We start from the raw sequence: 20,927 nt of genomic DNA on the forward strand, positions 1-20,927 counted from the left end.
ATGTTTATTTTCGCAATTCTTTTAAAGCTGCCGCAATAAAGCCGTTAGTTTTTTCTAGAGCTGTTACTGCGGTCTGGTAATCAACCTCGCCGTTGATCATCACAATGGCCACTTTAGGCTGCTGTTGTGACAGTTCAAAATATTTCGCGGCCGTGTCGAAATCAACACCCGTAGCATCCTTGATAATTCGTTTAGAACGGTCGACTAATTTCAGGTTAGTCGGTTTCACATCAACCATCAAATTGCCGTAGACTTTTCCCAACTTGATCATAGACGTTGTCGAAATCATATTCAAAATCATTTTTTCGGCGGTGCCCGCCTTCATCCGCGTCGAACCGGTCACAACTTCGGGGCCAACGACAGCTTCAATGGCAAACTCGGCATGTTCACTGATGAGTGCCTGGTGATTGCAACTCAGTGCGCCGGTGCCTGCGCCGATTTCGCGCGCGTAATCCAAACCACCGATCACATACGGCGTCGTGCCACTTGCAGCAATTCCCAGCACAAAATCCTTATCAGACAAGTGGTGCCCAACTAAATCATCGCGACCACCGGCTTCAGAATCTTCTGCACCTTCGACTGCTTCAGTCATAGCACTGTCGCCACCTGCAATTAAACCTTGAACCATTTCTGGATCGGTGCCAAAAGTCGGCACACATTCTGCGGCATCCAAGACGCCCAAACGGCCACTCGTCCCCGCACCGATGTAGAATAAACGGCCGCCTTTTTTGAAACTAGTAACAACTGAATCGACGATTTTTGTCAACTCGGTCAATATTTCTGGTTCACTGATTGCTAGTGGTACTTTTTGATCTTGTGCGTTGATCGTCGTCAAAATTTGTTGCGTCGACATTTCATCGATCGCCATGGTGTCCGGATTGCGCATTTCTGTTGTACGTTTGATCATTTATTTTGAACCTCTTCTTTTCTATTATTCATTAGCCACTGCAAGGCCGCACCGATTTGATCGTTCCAATAAACCCAATCATGATCGCCGGCGCCGGTTTGATAAGTGACCTTTAAATTTAAATCTGTCGTCAGAAAATCGTTAAAACTATCATTGGCTTGTTTCATAAAATCTTGATCACCGATTGCGTGATACCAACGCAGATTTTTAAGTTGAACAGAATCTGCTTGCTTGGCCATTTGCCGCAGTTGATAATCAGGTTGCTCCAATCCAGTTTCACCGAAAACCGCCTGATAATCCGGCATGATCGTGGGCACAACGCTGAGATCTGTGACCGGTGAAAGTGCGATGACCGCACTGAACCAGTCCGGCTTTTTAAAAGCCAACTTAAACGCCCCATAGCCACCCATCGAGTTACCACCAACGAAATTATCAGCTGGCGCCACACTGAGCGGCAACATTTCGCGCATTTGCGGGATCAATTCTTGCGTCAGATAATCCCAATAGTGACCACCAATCGCCATATTCGTATAAAAACTGCGACCGCCATCAGGCATCACAATACATAATCTAGACTGACTCGCGACTTGTTCTAAGTTAGTTTTCCGCTGCCAACAGCTCCCATTATCGCCTAAACCGTGAAGCAGCCACAAAACCGGCAACTTTTCACCGGGTGCTATCTGATCGGGCAAAATAATTTGCACCCGAGTTTGATTCGCCAATATCGCAGAAGAACGAAGCAGATCTAAGAACGCCATAATTAACTTCCTAACTTTTAATAAAAGGATATAGTCTATTTATAAAACAAAAAATCATTTTTTTCAATTAAAACTTGAAAAAAAATTCCACTAATTTATAATTGGGGTTGAACAACATGCTGTGAGAAGCGACGGTTTTGAAATCCTTGGCTAAGCCCGCAAGAACTAAAATCCTGCTTTTGGATTTCAGTCCTTGTGGCTTAGACATTGATTTCAGTCGCTTCGAACGCACTTACAAGCTGTGAGAAGCCATGGGTTGAAAGTGAGGATTAACTTCGGATCATACTAAAATCTGGTTTTAGATTTCAGTATGATCCAAGTTAACCGGAACTTTCAATGGCTTCGAACGCACTTATGCTGCGAGAGCTGACGGTTTTGGCTGCGTAAGCTAAGTCTCCTAAGTCAATTGATTCCGGTTTTGAATCCTTTGACTTAGGAACTTAGCTATAGCAGACAGTCAGCTCGAACGCACTTACAAGCTGTGAGAGCTGACGGTTTTGAAACAGATTTTAACAACAAAGAAGGTAAAAACACATTGAAATATGTAATTGGTGTTGATAGCGGTGGCAGTCACATTGTCGGACAGGCCTTAGAAAAATCTGGCAAGGTTATTTTTCAAACGCAAAGTGGTCCTGGTAATATTTTTTTGGATCAGGAGAACACTTATCAAAATTTGACCACTGTACTGACTGAAATTTTTGCACACTTAGATCGTGCAGACTGCCAGCATATTCTGATCGGTATCGCAGGTGTGGAAACGACTAATAATGCTAGCGAAGTCGCGACGGATTTCACCGAAAAATTCGGTGTTAAAACGGACGTCATTAGTGATGCCCAGCTGGCTTTGCTAAACGGATTAGAAGGCCAAGATGGCACCTTAGTTATTGCTGGAACTGGCTCCGTCGTTTATGGCCGTCAGAATAAAAATATGATTCGCTATGGCGGCTGGGGTTTTCTACTTGGTGACACTGGCAGTGCCTATAAAATTACCGAGCAGGCTGTTAAACAAATTTTGAAGCAGCATGACCTCCAGCAGTCGAGTGAATTAAGCGCCCCACTTTTGCAATTATTCGGCGCCGAAGACGTTAAACAAGCCGTTCAGAAATATTATGCCCTCAGCCGCAAAGATATCGCGGCTTTTGCAGTCAAAATTGCGGAGCTCGCCACAACTGGTAGCGTCGAAGCCCAAACCGTTCTGACTGATCAGGCCACTGCTTTAGCCGATGAAGTTTTAGGATTGTATGCGCAATATCAGCAACCCATTCCAGAACGAATCGCTTTTTCCGGTTCCGTCCTGGTACACAACGATTTCTATCGCCACATTCTATTGGCGCACATTCAAGAACAGCATCCAAATGTCACTGGTCACGTTGTTTCAACGAATAATGGCCGCGGCGCAATTTTTTGGGATGCTTGGCAATAATTCATAATTTTTTTTACGGCTAGACCGCTAAAATTCATCGCCCACAATCTAGATAAATAAATCCGAGTTTAAATTTGGTCAGTTCGCATAAACTGCTTACATGATCAATTATTAAATTCCAAACGGACTGCTCAAAATTGATATAGACCAATTTCAAAATCCAATTTTAGCGCTTACTTGTTGCTTGCTTTCTCAATTCATCACGTGTAATAATTGTTAGTGGTTACTTGTGTTTTAGCTATTTTTAAGAAAAATTCTGTATGTATTGAATTGTGCTCGCAGCCATTGAAATTTCCGGTTAACTTGATAACAACTGAAACCACAATTCGGGTTTTAGTTGTTATCGGCGTTAATCCTCAATTTCAACCCATGGCTGCTCACAACTTGTTTAATCGTGTTCGAGCTGACTGTCTGCTAGAGCTAAGTTTCGGAGTCAATGGATTCAAAATACGAATCAATTGACTCCGGAACTTAGCTTACGCAGCCAAAACGTCAGCTCTCACAACTTATAAAAAGGAGTGGTTCATTTGACAATGCGTCAATTAGGTTTATCGATTTATCCTGACCATAGCGATTTCGAGGCTAACAAACAATATCTCGAATTGGGTCACAAATATGGTTTCTCACGGATTTTCATGAGTATGCTTGAGGTTCAGGGTTCGCCTGAGGAAACACAGAAAAAATATCAAAAAATCGTTGATGTTGGTAATGATCTTGGTTACCAAACGATTATCGATGTTTCACCACGAATTTTCGACGAATTAGGCATTAGCTATTCTGATCTTAAATTCTTCGCCGACTTGCATGTTGCTGGTATTCGTTTGGATCAAGGTTTTGACGGCTCAACTGAAGCTATGTTGTCATACAACGAATATGGGTTGATCATCGAATTAAACATGAGTAACAATGTGGATTACTTGAATAATATTATCAGCTATCAAGCTAACGAGTCGTTCATTTATGGCTGTCATAACTTCTATCCTCAAGTTGGGACCGCGCTTCCTTATGATTTCTTCATGGAATGCAGTCGTCGTTTCAAGAACTTCGGTATCCATACCGCTGCTTTTGTTGCCAGCCAAGTCGGTAACATGGGGCCTTGGAACGTTAATGATGGTTTGCCAACAATGGAAATGGATCGTCGATTGCCAATCGATGTTCAAGCAAAGCACTTGTTTGCAACGAACATGATTGATGACGTGATCATTGGGAATGCCTACGCTTCCGAAGACGAATTGAAAGCTCTATCCGAATTGAATCGTTATCAAGTTCAATTCCACGTTGATTTCGTCGACGGCGTCAATGACATTGAGAAAAAAATCGTCCTCGGCCATCAACATTTCCGTCGTGGTGACATGAACAGTTTAGTGATTCGGTCAACCATGACTCGTGTGGAATACAAAGCAGTTCCCAACGCACCACATGACAATACCATCGAATTCCAACGTGGTGATATCGTCGTCGGTAACGATGATTTCGGGATCTACAAGAATGAATTGCAATTAGTTCTCGAACCACATACTGGCTCGCGTAAAAATAAAGTGGGTTCAATTACACCAGATGAAAAGATTTTGCTCGACTTCATCAAGCCTTGGAGCAAATTTAAATTCCAAGCCTAATTTAAAATTGTTTCTAAAAGCTGAGAAGAAATTCTCAGCTTTTTTTGACTGCTCTAATGAAATAAACGAATTTAAAAATTATTCCAAGCATAAAATTAACGAACAATATTTTTAATTAAATAAATATTGTTCGTTTTAATATTGATAATTAATCTATACTAGGCTATTATTAATTCATCAACTAGTAAAAGGAGAACAATATTGATGAATAATTTCTTTCAGCTCACCAAGAACCGAACGAAGGTCAGTACAGAAATTATGGCTGGGGTCACCACATTTTTCGCCATGTCTTATATTCTTTTCGTTAATCCATCGGTGCTCTCGCTGACGGGCATGCCGTCACAGGCGGTTTTCTTAGCCACAATCATTGCCTCAGCAGTCGGAACTTTATTCATGGGATTGTTCGCCAATGTCCCTTACGCACTCGCACCCGGAATGGGACTCAATGCATTCTTCACTTACACCGTTTGTTTTGCCTTAGGATTTTCCTGGCAAGAAGCGCTGGGTTTGGTTTTCATTTGCGGATTGATCAATATTCTGATTACGATCACTAAAATTCGTAAGTTGATCATCACCGCCATTCCCGAAACGCTGCAACAAGCCATGGGCGGCGGGATCGGCGTCTTCATCGCCTATATCGGTTTCAAGAATGCCGGCTTCCTCCAATTCACTTCTGAACCAAGTAGCATCACTAGCATCAACGGTAAGGCCTTTAGCGCCACTCAGACGACGTTTAAAGGTGGCATCACTAACATTATCTCTAACGGCGGCATCGTCCCTGCACTGGTCAATTTTTCGCAATCAGGCGCATTGCTTGCACTCATTGGCCTAGCTGTTGTCATCGTTCTCCTCGTTAAAAAAGTGTCCGGCGCGGTTCTATTAAGTATCATCATCGCCACCGTGGTCGGCATTCCCATGGGCGTCACTAATTTACATATCTCTGGGGCAAATTCACTTGGGAATTCCATCGGACAGTTACAAACCACTTTCGGTGCGGCGCTCGGTTCTAAGGGAATGGGCGCATTATTCGGCGATACAAGTCGCCTCCCGCTTGTGATCATGACTATTTTTGCCTTTAGTTTCTCCGACACCTTTGATACCCTGGGAACCTTTATCGGAACCGGTCGCCGTACAGGAATCTTTTCTGCGCAAGACGAGAAGGAAATGGAAGATGGCCACGGCTTCTCTTCGAAAATGGATCGCGCATTATTCGCTGATTCCATTGCGACTTCGATCGGCGCCATCTTCGGAACAAGTAACACCACAACTTATGTCGAAAGTGCTGCCGGAATTGGTGCGGGTGGCCGTACCGGTTTAACCAGCGTTGTCACCGCCATTTTATTCTTACTCAGTAGTTTGTTCGCCCCATTTATTTCCATCATTCCCACACAAGCCATCGCACCAGCACTGATCGCCGTTGGGGTCATGATGATGGGCTCGTTCAAAGAAATTGACTGGAACGATTTATCCGAAGCGATTCCAGCATTCATGTCCTCGATCTTCATGGGCCTGTGCTATAACATTTCTTACGGGATCGCCGCTGGATTCATCACCTACTGCCTGATCAAGTTGGTCAATGGCAAAGCCAAAGAAGTTCATCCCGTTTTATGGATCGTCACAATTTTATTCATCGTCAATTTCATCGTCTTAGCTATTATTTAATCTTGACGACAAAAAAAGATCCAGCAACCGTAGAAATATTGGTTGCTGGATCTTTTTGCGTTCCCACTGATCATCGTGAGTTGGAATCAATGACTAAATCGACAACGATTGGAGCGGTTATCACTTAGGCATTGATTTCAGAACGACGAAATAATTTTAACTTAACGCAACATCCAAGATCATCATGATAATAAATCCTGTCATCACGCCGAAAACAGCCGTGTGATTTTTACGTTCAACACTTTGTTGTGCTTCGGGAATTAATTCTTCGACCACCACATAAATCATTGCGCCAGCCGCAAATGCTAAGGCATATGGCAAAATAACCGTCATCCGGCTAACCAACAACGCACCGATCACACCGGCAATAGGCTCAACGATTCCGGATGCCTGTCCGTACATAAATGAACGTGTCCGCGACAAACCACCTTGACGCAACGGAATCGAAACCGCAGCACCTTCAGGGAAATTCTGAATCCCGATTCCAAGTGCAACAGAAATCGCAGCCGCAACTGCAATCGCCGGATTACTCGCATGACTAACTGCACCGAAAGCTACACCGACCGCGAGCCCTTCAGGAATATTATGCAGCGTGATCGAGAAGACCAGCAATACCGTTCGCCGTAAATACGATGGAAAATCGCCCTTGCTCTCTTGACGACCAATTGGTAAATGAGGTAACACCCGGTCTGCCAAGTACAAAAACAGCCCCCCAGCACCAAAACCGATTGCGACCACTAACCAAGCAATATCGCCGTTCGCTTCAGCCTGATCGATCGCGGGATCTAATAATGACCAGAAACTCGCGGCGATCATCACACCAGAAGCAAAACCAAGCATCAGGTTTAAAACATTTTTGTTAATGTTTTTGAAAAAGAAAACTAATGCCGCACCGAGCGCGGTCATTCCGTACGTGAATAAAGTACCCACTAGAGCCTGTTGCCATGGTGCCAATTTAATAAAGAAATCTATCATCATGTTCACACTCCTCAAGATAACTTTATCATGTCTGAATCAAAAAGGGAATAAAAATGTTAGCTTTATTAAAATGGTGTTTTAGCTTTGCCTAAACAATTGGATGCATAGCTTCATAAAACAGCGTTAATAACTGGTTTATGAAGGCTTTGTTTGCGTGTGGTAGGAGTTGGTTCGGCTCCGTCAGAACGCTGCAGAAAAATGTTGCGCCTCGCTGTGGGGATGACTTCAAGCCTTTGCAAAATCGGCAAAGTCTTGAAGATCACCCTTGTTCTAGCGGGACTTTAGTTTTGTGGGTAACTGAATTATTGTGCGACTTATCCGAGACCGTTTAATAAATAAGTTGGTCCCGCAAGAACAATTTCACTGCGAGTCGCAACTTTTTCTTCCGCGTTCTGACTCATCTCGGCAGTTTTATAGTGGTTAACTCTAGTTAACGTCTAGCCCTGTACGACTGATTTGTACCGCAACTGTTTTTGTAGAAGACGAAAGGCGGATGTGATTACCGTTCAGACTTTTAAGCTGAACTATTTAAAGTAAAGACAACAATGTCAATCAAGCTTGAGGAACCCTGTGATTTCAATCCTAGCCTAAACGAAATAAGTTTAGGCAGAAGTTGCGGAAGAAAATAGTGGGATTGCAGTGGTAATTTTGTTAATGAGCGGTTTTTGCGAATTTACAAAATGGGAAAATGTGAGATCCGATGGGTTTCCGGAGCTCACATTTTAGGCGGAAGAATTTCCGTACTTTGGAAATCCTGCAACCGTCCCCACAGCAACTTCCCACTATTTTCTGGAGCAACTTCTGCCGAAGGTAGATTAAAGCTTTTAATTACTTCAATTAAGCCGGAAAAAACTCCGCAACAAACATACGACCTCCTAGAAAAAGCTATTCAGAGTAAAGGCAACAATGTCCATCAAGTTCAAGGAACCCTGTTATTCAAATCCTAGCCTAAACGAAATAGGTTTAGGCAGAAGTTGCGGAAGAAAATAGTGGGATTGCAGTGGTATTTCTGTTAACGAACGGTCTTTGTGAGTTTACAGAAAGAGAAAATGCGAGATCCGGCGGTTTTCCGGAGCTCACATTTTAGGCGGAAAACTTTTGGCGCACTTCCAAAAGCTTGGAGCCGTCTCCACAGCAACCTCCCACTATTTTCTGGAGCAACTTCTGCCGCAGGTAGACAAAATTTTCAAGCAATCCAACTATCCATTCTCCCGATGCCACTTCTTAATTTGTTCTAACCTCTGCGCGACCCGCGCTTCGCTACCTTGATCCGTGGGATGATAATATTCATGACCCACCAAATTATCTGGCATCGTCTGCATATTCGTTATCTTATCCTTACTATCATGCGCATACTGATAATCCTCGCCATAATGCAATTCTTTCATCAATTTCGTCGGCGCATTGCGAATTTGTAGCGGCACGAGTTCTGCTTGCGTATCTTGCGCATCCTTCTTAGCTGCGTCATAAGCTGAATAAGCCGCATTAGACTTAGGCGCCAACGATAAATAGATCACCAGTTGCGTCAGATTGACCGAACATTCTGGCATGCCAATGAAATGACAGGCCTGATAAGTTGCCACCGCTAATTCCAACGCTCGACTATCCGCCAGCCCAATATCTTCACTGGAAAAACGAACCAGACGCCGCGCAACGTACAATGGATCTTCGCCCGATTCCAACATCCGCGCCAACCAATAAACGGCTGCATCTGGATCACTATTGCGCATCGATTTATGCAATGCGGAAATTAAATTATAGTGTTCCTCGCCTTTTTTATCGTACAACAAAGATTTTTTGCCAAGAAATTGTTTCAAATCTTCTTTAGTGATGGTAATTTTATCCCCATCGCGCTGACCATTGAGTACCGCCATTTCTAGCGAATTCAAGCCGACGCGTGCATCTCCGTTGGCAAAATTGGCGATAATTTGTAAAGACGCTTCATCAATTTCGATCTGTTGTTGACCATAGCCTCGTGGATCTTGTAATGCATTTTTTAGAAGTTGCAGAATATCATCGCTATCCAAAGCTTGTAGTACGAAAACTTTAGTCCGCGACAATAAAGCCGAATTAATTTCGAACGATGGGTTTTCGGTGGTGGCACCAATGAGAATAATGCTGCCTTTTTCAACGTATGGAAAAAAAGCGTCCTGTTGTGCCTTGTTGAATCGATGAATTTCATCGATAAACAGAATCGTTTTTTCGCCAAACTGACGATTATCTTCTGCCTCTTTCATCACTTGGCGAATATCTTTGATACTGCTAGTCACCGCGCTCAAATTTACAAATTTCGCCTGAGTTTGCTGCGCAATAATTGCAGCTAACGTTGTCTTGCCAACACCTGGAGGCCCCCAGAAAATCATAGACGGTATGTGATCGTTCTCGATCAATTCTCGCAAAACTTTTCCCGGGCCAACTAATTGCGGCTGTCCCACGAATTCAGACAGATTTCGCGGACGCACCCGATTTGCGAGCGGCTCAAATTCGGCATCGTCACCACTAAACAAAGAAATTTCACTCATTTGAATCACCTACTCAATTTGATAAACACATATCCTGACCCTAGTATAACAGGCTAATGCGCGACAGAATACAAAAAGCAGCTCATCCACGACGCCACAAAAAATAATCGCCACCTTTGTGTCTTCCGTTGATCAGCTGCTGCTTTTTATTTCAATATTTATTTTTTAATTGCGGTTAAAATGCGCCGAGATCAGTTGTTGATCGTGTTGACTTAACGAGCGAATCGGACTTGGACGGTGATATTTCTCCCACGTCCGCCAAAAATCAAACTGGCGGATGAAGTCTTGCAAGAAAATCAGACTATTATTTTTGACCAAGACGTACGCCATCGTCGCCAATCCCTTGTCGACTTTATCTGGTTCAACTTGATAAGCAGCCAGCGCCGTTTTAAGCACAGCGTCTGGTTCTGCTCGATATTGATCACGAAAACTTAATAACTGTGGTTGCCCCAATAATGTTTCGATGGTGAAGCCACTGAAGTCCGCCGACAAGCCCGTATCTTTTCGCAACAATTCATAGAAGAATGTGAAAAAAGATATCCGATCTGTCATTGCCAACATTTCTGGATCTTCCGTCGCTAACCAACCGATCACATGCATTCTTTGATTAATTTCGGCCATAATGACCTACCTCCCTGAAAAAAGAACTTTTCCATAACTCTATCATACCGCAGTTTTGTAATAATGTATGCACTTGCATTTGAAAAAAATCAAACAAGTCGGCGATGAATTACTGACCATGGTTGCTTGGAATTAGTAAAAATAACAAGTTTAGATTTCTGATCTACCTTCGGTCGCGGCTGCGTGGGGCAAGTGACTGACTACTGTGGGGACGGTTCCAGGCTTTCCCCCAAGTTCCGGGGAAAGTCTTCCACCTCGATTTCGAGCTTTTTCTCAGTCGCCAAACCCGCTCCTGAGAAAAATCTCGAAATGCGCCCCTGCTGTAAGCGACGATGGCCATGTCGCAACAGCAGTTTCACAGTGTCGTCACTTGCCCCACGCAGCCGCGGCCTAAACTGGAATTAGTTTAGCGGTGAACTCGGAAGAACTGGGTTTGGGCGGAATGATTTGATTTCAACGCCGATCGCTTTGTTGCTGGAAATATGATCACGTTGGATATTTTGCCACCAGGAAAATCAAGTTGCTCATAAAAGCTTGGTACGGGAGAAAGTCCAGTTCAGAATCCAACTCCGCTCACTAGAATGGACCGCAGAATTTGCGGAAGAGAATGAACAGCACACTGTGATAATGGTCTTAGCGACAGATCCATCGTCGCTTAGAGCATGGCAAATTCGGAGATCTTGCCGGTTTTGCAAGAGCTCCAAATTTAGGCGGCAGAATTTTGGTGGGCTTCCAAAATCCTGGAGCCGCCCCCACGAGTGAGCTGTTCATTCTCTGCAACAAATTCATACTGCCATCACCCGCAAGCCACATGTTTTTCAACCAGGTCAGAACACAGCTCAGAATCTCAATCTGCTCACTAGAATGAACCACAGAATTTGCGGAAGAGAATGAACAGCACACTGTGATAATGGTCTTAGCGACAGATTCATCGTCGCTTAGAGCATGGGAAATTTGGAGATCTTGCGGTTTTGGCAAGATCTCCAAATTTAGGCGGAAGAATTTTGACGGGCTTCCAAAATCCTGGAGCCGTCCCCACGAGTGGGCTGTTCATTCTCTGCAGCAAGTTCATACTGCCATCACCCACAAACCAGCTTTTCAAAGACACACCCAGTTTAGCACAGGAAACAATCCCAAAAAAATAAACAAAACAGAATTCGTTTTGTTCATCGATTAATTGTATTTTATTCTCGGCAGTCGTCTTCTAAATCATCTTCATCAGCCATGATCTGTTGAAGTAAATCCGCCACATCCAAATCCGCATTGGCAAAATGCTGATGCCAGTATTGTTCAATATGATTACGTTCCAAGCAAAACACCGCTAGTGCCTGGCGCTCTTCCATATGATAATCGGTCTTCAAACCATCGATCACCAAATTCTGAAAGTCGTCCACATCTCGAATCTTCGTCGCCATTGTCATCAGCCAATTCCTCCAATTAAAAGAATGTCTTCATTGTAGCAGAAATTACCGCTCATAGTCGCAAAAAAGTTATTTTACCGAGACAAGTTTTACGGATTGTTTATGGTTTGATATAGCGATAATTCTCATCCTGTAATTCGATCAGATCGAGCACACCCACTGGCACCACTTGCACTTCCGGCGGCAATCGATCTGGCTTGACGCCGTGACTCTTCAACGAATTATTGCAGGCATGAAAAATAGCCTGATCTTTCAAAGTCGCAATTTCTTCGCGATAATTTGGTTGCAAGTAACCCATAATTGCATCGCCATTGACAAGCACGACGATTGCGAGCTGTAGTTCAGCATGCTCACGCTGATAATTCAACAGATTATGAACATTACTCAGGGTGTGTCCCCATTTTTCTAATTCATCCACGTGAAAAACAACTTTACGTAACATCAGTAAACCTCCTCATCCGTTTTAATTGCAATTAAATAAATGATTACACGTTTATTTTTTAAGACGATTTAACGCAAGCCATTCTCTTTTTAAAATACCCATATAAATTTTGTCGTACTTATTTCCATCTCGCAGAATCGATTCTCTGGCGGTGCCTTCAACAATAAAGCCGTTTTTCCGATAGCTGGAAATGGCGCCCTCGTTATTAGAAATCACATCCAGCACCACTTTATTGAGATTTAATTCGTTAAACGCATAATTAAGAACCAGTTGAATTGCTTCACTGCCGAATCCTTTGCCACGAAAATTTGCATCGCCAATTCCGACCGCAAGCGTGGCGAGACGATTATTCCACTCGATACTAAAAAGTGAAATGAATCCAATTAATTCTTTCTCTTCTAGTGCGTAAATACCGAATTCAATGATACCTGGTGCAGCTGCGAACGTTTGAATTTGCGACTTATAGAAGTCTTCATTGCGAGGTCTGACGTAATCTGTATCGAGATTTCTTAAATATTCATCCTACATTCGAATCTTAATATGAAACGATAATTATTTATATCACATTAACCGCGATAATACAATTTAACTTCCGCACGCAGGCCTGACTGAGAAGCAGCCGACGCAATTTTTGGCAACAAAAAACGAGCGCCTCTAAAAGGACGCTCGTTTCGGTTTCATAATTGATTTAGCAAATCTTATTGCCTAATGTTTTCATTTGTTCTTCAACTTCGGCATCTGTTGGTGCTTCATACTTTGTGACAGAAACGGCACCGTCGATGATCCCGCTGTTGTCTGACAAGGAGAGGAATCCCATTCTGTAATCGACATTTAAGCCATCGATCAAATACATCAGTTCTGGTTTTCCAGTATATAATTTAAGCCCCAGATTATTTTCAAGTGGCTGATCAAACTCTGGTTCCATTTTATCGGTGACGACGAATTGGAACTTGCTACCGATCGTACATGAACCACCCAAGTTGGAAAACTTGTTTGAGCCATCATCAAGCGCCAGAAGCACAATATCGTTGGACGTGATCTTATTTTCTAAATATTCTTTAGCAGCATCTTTAATTTTGATTTCCATCGCGAACACCTCACATTTTTATTTACTACTTCATATTACTATGCTTACTAAAAATAAGCAAATTGACTGCTCATGTTTTTTTCTCCAAACCATTATCAAGCGATTACTAAATATAATCTGGAAAACAACGTTAGGCAAAGTCACACAGTCGTTTTCATTCTAGCTTTTTTTAACAACGCCAAAAGCATTTACATTCGCATCCAGTCATCAAAGCTCTGCAATCGCCTTTGCGATCACTTCAGGATTTTCCCAATGAATATAGTGATAAGTGCCTGCCATAATTATCTTTGAGTGCGAATTCGTGGTCATAAACTCTGAACGGTTCATTTCTTCGACACGATAGGATTCAGTGATAATTGTCGATGCAAGGGTTTCTGGTAGTTTCAGTTTTTTATCATCCCATGGTGCACCATTCATGACTTGCTGCAAACGAGCGCCATCAGTTTCATCCAATCGTGCGATGCTAGCCTCAAATGTTTGCCAGATTTTCGCAGCCTGTTGTGGTACAAATTCTTTACGCACATGATCGTGTAACCAATCTTCCATCTGCTGCTGAGTCTGATCTGAATCTTCCGCTTCATAGCCAGGTGTCGACGGTGGATCCAGTACAATTTCGCGCGTGGTTGGTTCGATGCCCACGAAACGAGTGAGATTTTCAATTTGATCAGTCATCAAAAGCGCGTAGACACCACCAATACTGTGCGCAACCAGAATCACCTTTTCAGTATCTTGATCATTGACCATCTTCGCGATAGCAGCCGCCTCTTGACGCATTGAATAATCCATCACGGCTTTGCCACTGTGACCGGTGTTAAGATAATCGACCGCCAATATACCAAATGATTCAGGCAATAGATCGATCACATTTTCAAAAGTTTCATAGGTATCAAATTGACCGGCACCACTTAAAAAAACGACTAACGGATTTTCTTTCGGAGCTCTCAAACTAATTTTAAAAGTACCCAATCCCGTCTTGATTATTTTTTCTTCTAACATTTAATCAGCTCCTAAATTAAGTTACTGATCCAGTTTAGTTGATGAAGCGCTCAGCGTTCAAATAAGTTGCGTATATGAAACTTAATATTACAAAACCTCACCGAAAAATTCGATGAGGTCAATTTAAAATCTTTATTTACAACTTTTAATTTACTTGTAAGGCCAAATTGATCATGTCATTAAATGACGTTTGGCGTTCTTCGGCGGTTGTTTCTTCACCGGTCACTAAATGATTGCTGACCGTGAGAATTGCTAACGCACGACGATGGAATTTTGCAGCTAACAAATATAAAGCTGGCGTTTCCATTTCAGTTGCCAACACGCCATAGTCGATCAACTTCTGCGTGTCGATTTCGTCATTGTAGAAACGATCTTCGCCCAGAACATTACCGACATGCCACTTCATGCCATCTTTTTCGGCTAAAGTTGCGGCTTGCGATAATAAGCTATAGTCAGCAACCGGCGCGAAATAAACACCAGGGCCGAATGTGTTGGCGATGATCGACGAGTCCGTAGAAGCGGCTTGTCCTAAAACAACATCGCGGACTTTGACATCTTTCCCCATACCGCCGGCTGTACCGACACGGATCAATGTTTGCACGTCATATTCTTGGATCAATTCATTAGCATAGATCGAAATCGAAGGAATTCCCATACCAGTTGCCTGAACAGAAACTTTTTCACCACGATATAGGCCTGTATACCCAAAGCAATTACGGATCTCGTTATAACGGTGAGCGTCCATCAAGAAATTTTCGGCGATATATTTCGCACGCAAAGGATCTCCTGGTAACAAAACTTTCTCGGCGATTTCACCTTTTTTAGCACCAATATGTGTACTCATCTAACTCCTCCTAATTTACTTTAATTGGTCTAAGAAACTCTTACCGACACCATTGCCAGCAACATTGAAGTTATCCAACACCGTTGCACCAAAGTCAGAAAATGGCGAGCGGATCCCCAATGAACCCGTACCCGTACTTGGCGAGTAAACGACGAGAGGCACGTATTCGCGCGTATGATCAGTGCCCGTGTACATCGGATCATTACCATGATCAGCAGTGATGATCAACAAATCATCATCGTTTAATTTCGCTAATAATTCACCTAAACGCTTATCGAAAGCCATCAGCGCATCACCATCGCCTTGCGCATTACGACGATGCCCATACATCGCATCGAAATCAACTAAGTTGGTGAAGCAGAAGCCGGTAAAATCTTCATCGGCTGCCGCAATCGTCTTATCCATACCGTCCATATTGCTAACCGTATGCCAACCCTTCGTGATTCCGTGGCCAGAAAAAATATCGTTGATCTTACCAACACCCAACACACTCAACCCAGCAGCCTTTAAACGGTCTAAATCCGTCGCTTCTGTGGGTTCTAGCGTGTAATCATGCCGATCACTCGTACGCTCGAAATGATCCTTGTCAGGGCCATTATAAGGGCGTGCAATGACACGACCAATATGATATTCATCGATCGTGATCGAACGGGCATATTCACAGATCCGTTGCAATTCTTCCAGCGGAATAATATCCGTGTGTGCCGCGATTTGCAGGACAGAATCTCCCGACGTGTAAACGATCAACGCGCCAGTTTTCATCTGCTCTTCACCATAATCATGAATAATATCGGTGCCACTATACGGTTTGTTAACAATAACTTTACGCCCGCTGAAGTCTTCGATTTTTTTGATCAGTTCTGCGGGGAAACCATTCGGGAAAAAGCCCAAAGGTTTCGTAACAGGCACGCCCATCATTTCCCAGTGACCATCCATGCTATCCTTGCCAGCAGAAATTTCAAACATCTTGCCATAATAACCGATCGGATCATCAATAGGTTCTGCACCTAAAATCGGATTATCCTCACGAATATTTCCTAAGCCGAGTTTAACTAAATTAGGCACATTAAATTTTCCCTCGAAAAATTTGCCAATGTCCCCTAGAGTATCAGCGCCAACGTCAGCAAACTTATCAGCGTCCGGTGCCTCACCGATCCCGATTGAATCTAACACGATCCCAAAAACACGTTTAAAACGATAATCACTTGCCATGTCACGACCTCCATTTATTAAGTTGTGAGAAGGAACGGGTGAAATCAGTGACTAAGTCGACAATAACTAAAATCTTGGTCTTAAGATTTAAGTTATCGTCACTTAGACATTGATTTCAGTTCCTTCGAACACGATTAAGTTGTGAGAGTTGACGGTTGGCTGCGTAGAATAAGTCTATCAATAACTAAATTCGGTCTTTGAATTCAGTTATTGATAACTTATTCATAGCAGACAGTCAGCTCGAACACAGTTATGTTGTGAGTAAGCACGGGTGAAATTGAGCATTAACTCTGAGAGAACACTAAATCTGGTCTTAGATTTAGCGTTCTCTCAAGTTAAGCGGAAATTTCAGTGCTTACGAACACGGTTTATTTCTGTGCTGCTTCGTATTCCTTGACGATTGCAACCGATGCGCTTGCACCAATTCGGTTCGCACCAGCGTCGATAACTGCCTGTGCATCTGCCAAACTGTGAACACCGCCAGAAGCCTTAACACCAATCTTTTCGCCAACAGTCTTGCGCATGATTGCAACGTCATGAGCGTTAGCACCGCCAGTTGAAAAACCAGTCGAAGTCTTAACAAAGTCTGTGCCACCAGCAACAGCTAATTCGCAAGCTTTAACTTTTTGGTCATCAGTCAGAAGTGAAGTTTCAATAATCACTTTTAATTTCGCACCGCCGGCATGAGCTGCTCGCGCCACGTTTTGAATGTCGTTTTGAACGGCTTCATCGTGACCCGCGATCAATTCGCCAATATTGATTACCATATCGACTTCTTGCGCGCCATCATGCAATGCCTGCGCAGTCTCAGCAACTTTCGAAACCGTCGTTGTTGCACCCAGAGGAAAACCAATAACTGTACAAGTTGTGACGCCCGTTCCTTGCAATTCCTCTGCCGTTAATTTAACCCAGTAAGGATTGATACAAACTGAAGCAAATTTATATTCCTTTGCTTCGGCGATAACTTTGCGCACCTCTTCCTCAGTTGCATCTGGTTTTAACAAGGTGTGGTCGAAATACTTTGCGAAATTTTCCATGAAAACTCTCCTTTGACTAATAAAATACGAAGCTGCAAAACTTATAGTTCCTATCTGCATAATATCATGGTAAGCGTTTGGATAACAGTTTTTAACGAAAAATTATTGGCTAAATGTTGGTTTTCACAAAAAAACATCGAATCGGTTTCGATTCGATGTAATTAATTTTTATTTGAAGGCTTTGTTTGCGTGAGGTAGGATTTTGTTTGGTTCCGTCAGAACGCTCCAGAAAAATGTTGCGCCTCGCTGTGGGGATGACTTCAAGCCTTTTGAAGCCCACAAAAGTCTTGAAGATCACCCTTGTTCTAGCGGTACTTGGGTTTAAGTGGTAACTGAATTAGCAATCAACATATCTGAGAACATTTAGTAAATAAGTTGATCCCGCAAGAACAATTTCACTGCGAGTCGCAACTTTTTCTTCCGCGTTCTGACTCATCCTGGCGGCTTTTTAGTGGTTACTGAAGTTAACGGCTAGTCCTGTGCGACTGATTTATACCGCAACACTTTTCTTTAGAAGACGAAAGGCGGACTTGATTATCGTTCCGACTTTTTAGAAGAACTATTCGAAGTAAAGGCCACAGTGTTAATCACATTTGCGGAACCCTGTTATTTCGATCCTAGCCTAACCAAAATAAGTTTAGGCAGAAGTTGCGGAAGAAAATAGTGGGATTGCAGTGGTAATTTTGTTAATGAGCGATTTTTGCGAATTTACAAAATGGGGAAATGTGAGATCCGGCGCTTTTCCGGAGCTCACATTTTAGGCGGAAGAATTTCCGATCTTTGGAAATTCTGCAGCCGTCTCCACAGCAATTCCCACTATTTTCTGGAGCAGCTTCTGCCGAAGGTAGATTAAAATTCTCAATTATCTTAAATTAAACCAGAATAAAAAAACTCCGCTACGGACATATTACTTTCTAAAAAAACTATTCAAAGTAAAGGCAACAATGTTAATCAAGTTCAAGGAACCCTGTTATTCAAATCCCAGCCTAAACAAACTAGGTTTAGGCAGAAGTTGCGGAAGAAAATAATGGGATTGCAGTGGTATTTCTGTTAATGAGCGGTCTTTGCGAATTTACAGAAAGAGAAAATGTGAGATCCGACGCTTTTCCGGAGCTCACATTTTAGGCGGAAGAATTTCCGGTTTTTGGAAATCCTGCAGCCGTCTCCACAGCAACCTCCCACTATTTTCTGGAGCAGCTTCTGCCGAAGGTAGATTATTTTTTACAGGCTTAGTAATAAGTAACCTTCCCCAAAATAACCGGCTTACGCGCACCCGTTGCGCTAGGAACGTTGCTTGGTTGTCGCTGCAAAGTTTGATTACCCAAGATCGTCATCGCCACCGCTTCTTTTGCGTCGGAAGAATAACCCAAGTCCTCCTGGATCATCACTTTAACATCAGGCAGTTGTGCGCCGATCATTTTAACCAAAGTCGGATTATAACTCCCACCGCCACCAACAATGAGTTCAGTTTGCTCCGTCGCAAACTGCCGAACCGCTTGCGCGATCGAGCTCGCTGTTAACGCCGTTGCAGTAGCGATCCAGTCGTCTGGCTGTAATTGATATTTAGCCAAAATCCGCGTGACATATTCGCTACCGAATTCTTCACGACCAGTCGTCTTAGGAAATGGTTTAGCAAAATAAGGATGCTCCAATAACGCCTCCAAAACAGTTTGATCGACTTGGCCAGCCGCACCATGAGCGCCATCACGATCAAATTCTTCATCATAAAAACGACGGCATAATTCATCGATCACCATATTTCCAGGCCCCGTATCAAAAGCCGTTAATTGATCGAGTTGTCCGTTTTGAGGAATTACCGTGGCATTGCCGATACCGCCGATATTTTGTAAAATCCGCGTCGACTGCTCGCTGCGATATAAAATATATTCAGAGTACGGCACAATTGGCGCACCCTGCCCACCGACAGCCATATCGCGCGGACGAAAATCAGAGACGACCGTCGTTTTGGCAATTTCACTGATCAGCGCCGACTCACCGATTTGTAGTGTTGAAGGAACCAAGTTTTTATCTGCGGGTCGTGGTAAATGATAAATGGTTTGACCATGAGAAGCAACAAATCCTAGTTCTTCACTAGCAACACCATATTCCTGGCAAACTTTAACAACTGCCTCGCCGAAAATCCGTCCCAACTCAAAATTAAGACTGCAAATAGCTTCAACGTTAGAAGTTGAAACCGATAATGCCGCCTTAATTTTTTCTTTCGTTGCTAAGCTAAACGGATAGCTGGAAAATTTTAATTGTTTAACTTTGGTGGATTCATTGACGCCGGCAATTTCCACGAGCGCGGCATCCACCCCATCCAATGAAGTTCCTGACATTAACCCAACTGCTAACATGCCTGTTCTCCTTGCGTAACTCATTTTAATGATTGCGTTTCTATTCTAACTCAAAGAAGCGCCACGTCACAACCAAGCCAAAAATTCAGTCTCATTTTTTCAAAGAGCCGTATATCGAAACACTCAACATTATGACGACCACAATTCCGAGTACCACTGCCGCCAAAACTGGACTAATAAATAGACTAATTACCACCAGAAGGCCACCGAAAACCATCACGTAACCTGTCATGCGGCTGACGAGGCCCCAATTTTTCTGATTGCGCATGATTCTAAACGGCCGCATTGCAGTTTGTTGCTCATAAGTGACGGTCGGAATATAATTCCCCAGCGCAATGAACGTGATTGCCACAACAAACATGGCAATGCGTCCCACATCGACTTTTGCCCCCAGCGCCAGTGCAATCGTAATGATATACAGCACGACTGTTAAAATTGGCACGATCGCAATCGTCACCATTTCCATCCGCCGTGAGCCACCATTGATCCGCGAACTCCGCGTCGACGTCCACATGATAAACAGTTGAACCAACGCCATCAAAACGGGAATCCCAAATACCGCCAGCGGTCTATTCGCCCAGCCGTTGGGCTCATTATCGACGCCGAAATGAATGGCGATTTTTGCAGGTAATTGCGAATAGACCATGATTCCTAGCAACATTGGTGCCAGCGTCAAAAGTGTGGTCACAAGCGTTAATTTTTTCATTTTATTTTTCTGCATGATCATTCTTACCTCCAACTTGATAGATCCAAGTTAAAATATCTTCGAAAACGGTGCTATTCAGTGAATAATAAATATAATTTTTATCTTTGGTTTCGGTGATGAATCCTGCTTGCTTCAACAACTTCAAATGATAAGAAACGGTGGCATTGGTCAGATCAAATGAACTCGCAATTTCACCCGCAGTTTTAGGACCCGTTTTCAAGCGTTCAATAATTTGACGCCGAATTGGTTCGGCTAAAACTTTCATTGATTCTGACAAGCCCATGAGGATCACTTCTTTCACGTCGGTATCTATTTAGAAATATTTCTAAATAGATTAT

The 20,927-nt window shown here is 43.1% G+C and carries 18 protein-coding genes and 1 pseudogene; 3 read left to right on the forward strand and 16 right to left on the reverse strand.

All coding sequences use genetic code 11. From position 1 onward, the window contains the following. Positions 1-4: 4 nt before the first annotated feature. Positions 5-907 carry an N-acetylmuramic acid 6-phosphate etherase gene (gene murQ, locus EKM67_RS00740; RefSeq protein WP_125576275.1) on the reverse strand — a complete coding sequence of 301 codons (903 nt, stop codon included), beginning with the start codon at positions 905-907 and terminating at the stop codon, positions 5-7. After that, positions 904-1,665 carry an alpha/beta hydrolase gene (locus EKM67_RS00745; protein ID WP_125576277.1) on the reverse strand — a complete coding sequence of 254 codons (762 nt, stop codon included), beginning with the start codon at positions 1,663-1,665 and terminating at the stop codon, positions 904-906. The genes murQ and EKM67_RS00745 overlap by 4 nt, the downstream gene beginning before the upstream one ends. Positions 1,666-2,200: 535 nt before the next feature. Between EKM67_RS00745 and EKM67_RS00750 the strand changes: the two genes are divergently transcribed. The 3 genes from EKM67_RS00750 to EKM67_RS00760 all read left to right on the forward strand — a co-directional run bounded on the left by EKM67_RS00750 (position 2,201) and on the right by EKM67_RS00760 (position 6,366). Then, complete coding sequence (locus tag EKM67_RS00750; RefSeq protein ID WP_164506518.1) at positions 2,201-3,088, forward strand: N-acetylglucosamine kinase; 888 nt, start codon at positions 2,201-2,203, stop codon at positions 3,086-3,088. Positions 3,089-3,615: 527 nt separating this feature from the next. After that, positions 3,616-4,704: a DUF871 domain-containing protein gene (locus EKM67_RS00755; protein ID WP_125576281.1), complete on the forward strand. Its 1,089-nt coding sequence runs from the start codon at positions 3,616-3,618 to the stop codon at positions 4,702-4,704. Between the two features lie 204 nt (positions 4,705-4,908). Beyond that, positions 4,909-6,366, forward strand: coding sequence for an NCS2 family permease (locus EKM67_RS00760; RefSeq protein ID WP_125576283.1), 1,458 nt, complete (start codon positions 4,909-4,911; stop codon positions 6,364-6,366). 156 nt (positions 6,367-6,522) lie between these two features. On the opposite strand, the gene EKM67_RS00765 is transcribed toward EKM67_RS00760, so the two are convergent. The 14 genes and pseudogenes from EKM67_RS00765 to EKM67_RS00830 all read right to left on the reverse strand — a co-directional run bounded on the left by EKM67_RS00765 (position 6,523) and on the right by EKM67_RS00830 (position 20,872). Continuing rightward, the gene (locus EKM67_RS00765; protein ID WP_125576435.1) at positions 6,523-7,341 is read right to left on the reverse strand and encodes a ZIP family metal transporter; all 819 of its coding nucleotides are present in this window, start codon (positions 7,339-7,341) and stop codon (positions 6,523-6,525) included. Between the two features lie 1,202 nt (positions 7,342-8,543). After that, the gene (locus EKM67_RS00770; protein WP_125576285.1) at positions 8,544-9,866 is read right to left on the reverse strand and encodes a replication-associated recombination protein A; all 1,323 of its coding nucleotides are present in this window, start codon (positions 9,864-9,866) and stop codon (positions 8,544-8,546) included. Between the two features lie 165 nt (positions 9,867-10,031). Beyond that, complete coding sequence (locus EKM67_RS00775; protein ID WP_125576287.1) at positions 10,032-10,487, reverse strand: hypothetical protein; 456 nt, start codon at positions 10,485-10,487, stop codon at positions 10,032-10,034. 1,184 nt (positions 10,488-11,671) lie between these two features. Beyond that, a complete protein-coding gene (locus EKM67_RS00780; RefSeq protein WP_125576289.1) occupies positions 11,672-11,908 on the reverse strand; it encodes a hypothetical protein in 237 nt (78 codons plus the stop codon). Between the two features lie 100 nt (positions 11,909-12,008). Beyond that, complete coding sequence (locus EKM67_RS00785) at positions 12,009-12,350, reverse strand: DsrE family protein (protein ID WP_125576291.1); 342 nt, start codon at positions 12,348-12,350, stop codon at positions 12,009-12,011. 51 nt (positions 12,351-12,401) lie between these two features. Continuing rightward, a pseudogene (locus tag EKM67_RS10970) lies at positions 12,402-12,836 on the reverse strand (GNAT family N-acetyltransferase); the annotation flags it as partial. Positions 12,837-13,038: 202 nt separating this feature from the next. After that, on the reverse strand, positions 13,039-13,437 hold the full coding sequence (locus EKM67_RS00795; RefSeq protein WP_125576293.1) for an iron-sulfur cluster biosynthesis family protein: 399 nt from the start codon (positions 13,435-13,437) through the stop codon (positions 13,039-13,041). A 207-nt stretch (positions 13,438-13,644) separates the two neighbouring features. Then, entirely contained in the window at positions 13,645-14,433 is a 789-nt protein-coding gene (locus tag EKM67_RS00800; RefSeq protein ID WP_125576295.1) for an alpha/beta fold hydrolase, read from the reverse strand. A gap of 145 nt (positions 14,434-14,578) precedes the next feature. Beyond that, positions 14,579-15,277, reverse strand: coding sequence for a purine-nucleoside phosphorylase (gene deoD, locus EKM67_RS00805; protein ID WP_125576297.1), 699 nt, complete (start codon positions 15,275-15,277; stop codon positions 14,579-14,581). Between the two features lie 15 nt (positions 15,278-15,292). Continuing rightward, the gene (locus tag EKM67_RS00810) at positions 15,293-16,489 is read right to left on the reverse strand and encodes a phosphopentomutase (protein ID WP_125576299.1); all 1,197 of its coding nucleotides are present in this window, start codon (positions 16,487-16,489) and stop codon (positions 15,293-15,295) included. Positions 16,490-16,857: 368 nt separating this feature from the next. Next, the gene (gene deoC / locus EKM67_RS00815; RefSeq protein WP_125576301.1) at positions 16,858-17,526 is read right to left on the reverse strand and encodes a deoxyribose-phosphate aldolase; all 669 of its coding nucleotides are present in this window, start codon (positions 17,524-17,526) and stop codon (positions 16,858-16,860) included. A 1,229-nt stretch (positions 17,527-18,755) separates the two neighbouring features. Next, the gene (gene anmK, locus EKM67_RS00820) at positions 18,756-19,907 is read right to left on the reverse strand and encodes an anhydro-N-acetylmuramic acid kinase AnmK (RefSeq protein ID WP_263853137.1); all 1,152 of its coding nucleotides are present in this window, start codon (positions 19,905-19,907) and stop codon (positions 18,756-18,758) included. Positions 19,908-19,974: 67 nt separating this feature from the next. After that, on the reverse strand, positions 19,975-20,604 hold the full coding sequence (locus tag EKM67_RS00825) for a DUF1648 domain-containing protein (RefSeq protein ID WP_164506519.1): 630 nt from the start codon (positions 20,602-20,604) through the stop codon (positions 19,975-19,977). After that, positions 20,591-20,872, reverse strand: coding sequence for an autorepressor SdpR family transcription factor (locus tag EKM67_RS00830; RefSeq protein WP_125576306.1), 282 nt, complete (start codon positions 20,870-20,872; stop codon positions 20,591-20,593). Before EKM67_RS00830 ends, EKM67_RS00825 begins: the two co-directional genes overlap by 14 nt. Positions 20,873-20,927: the final 55 nt, after the last annotated feature.

This window comes from Lapidilactobacillus mulanensis, from assembly GCF_003946215.1.
Taxonomy (GTDB): Bacteria; Bacillota; Bacilli; order Lactobacillales; family Lactobacillaceae; genus Lapidilactobacillus; species Lapidilactobacillus mulanensis.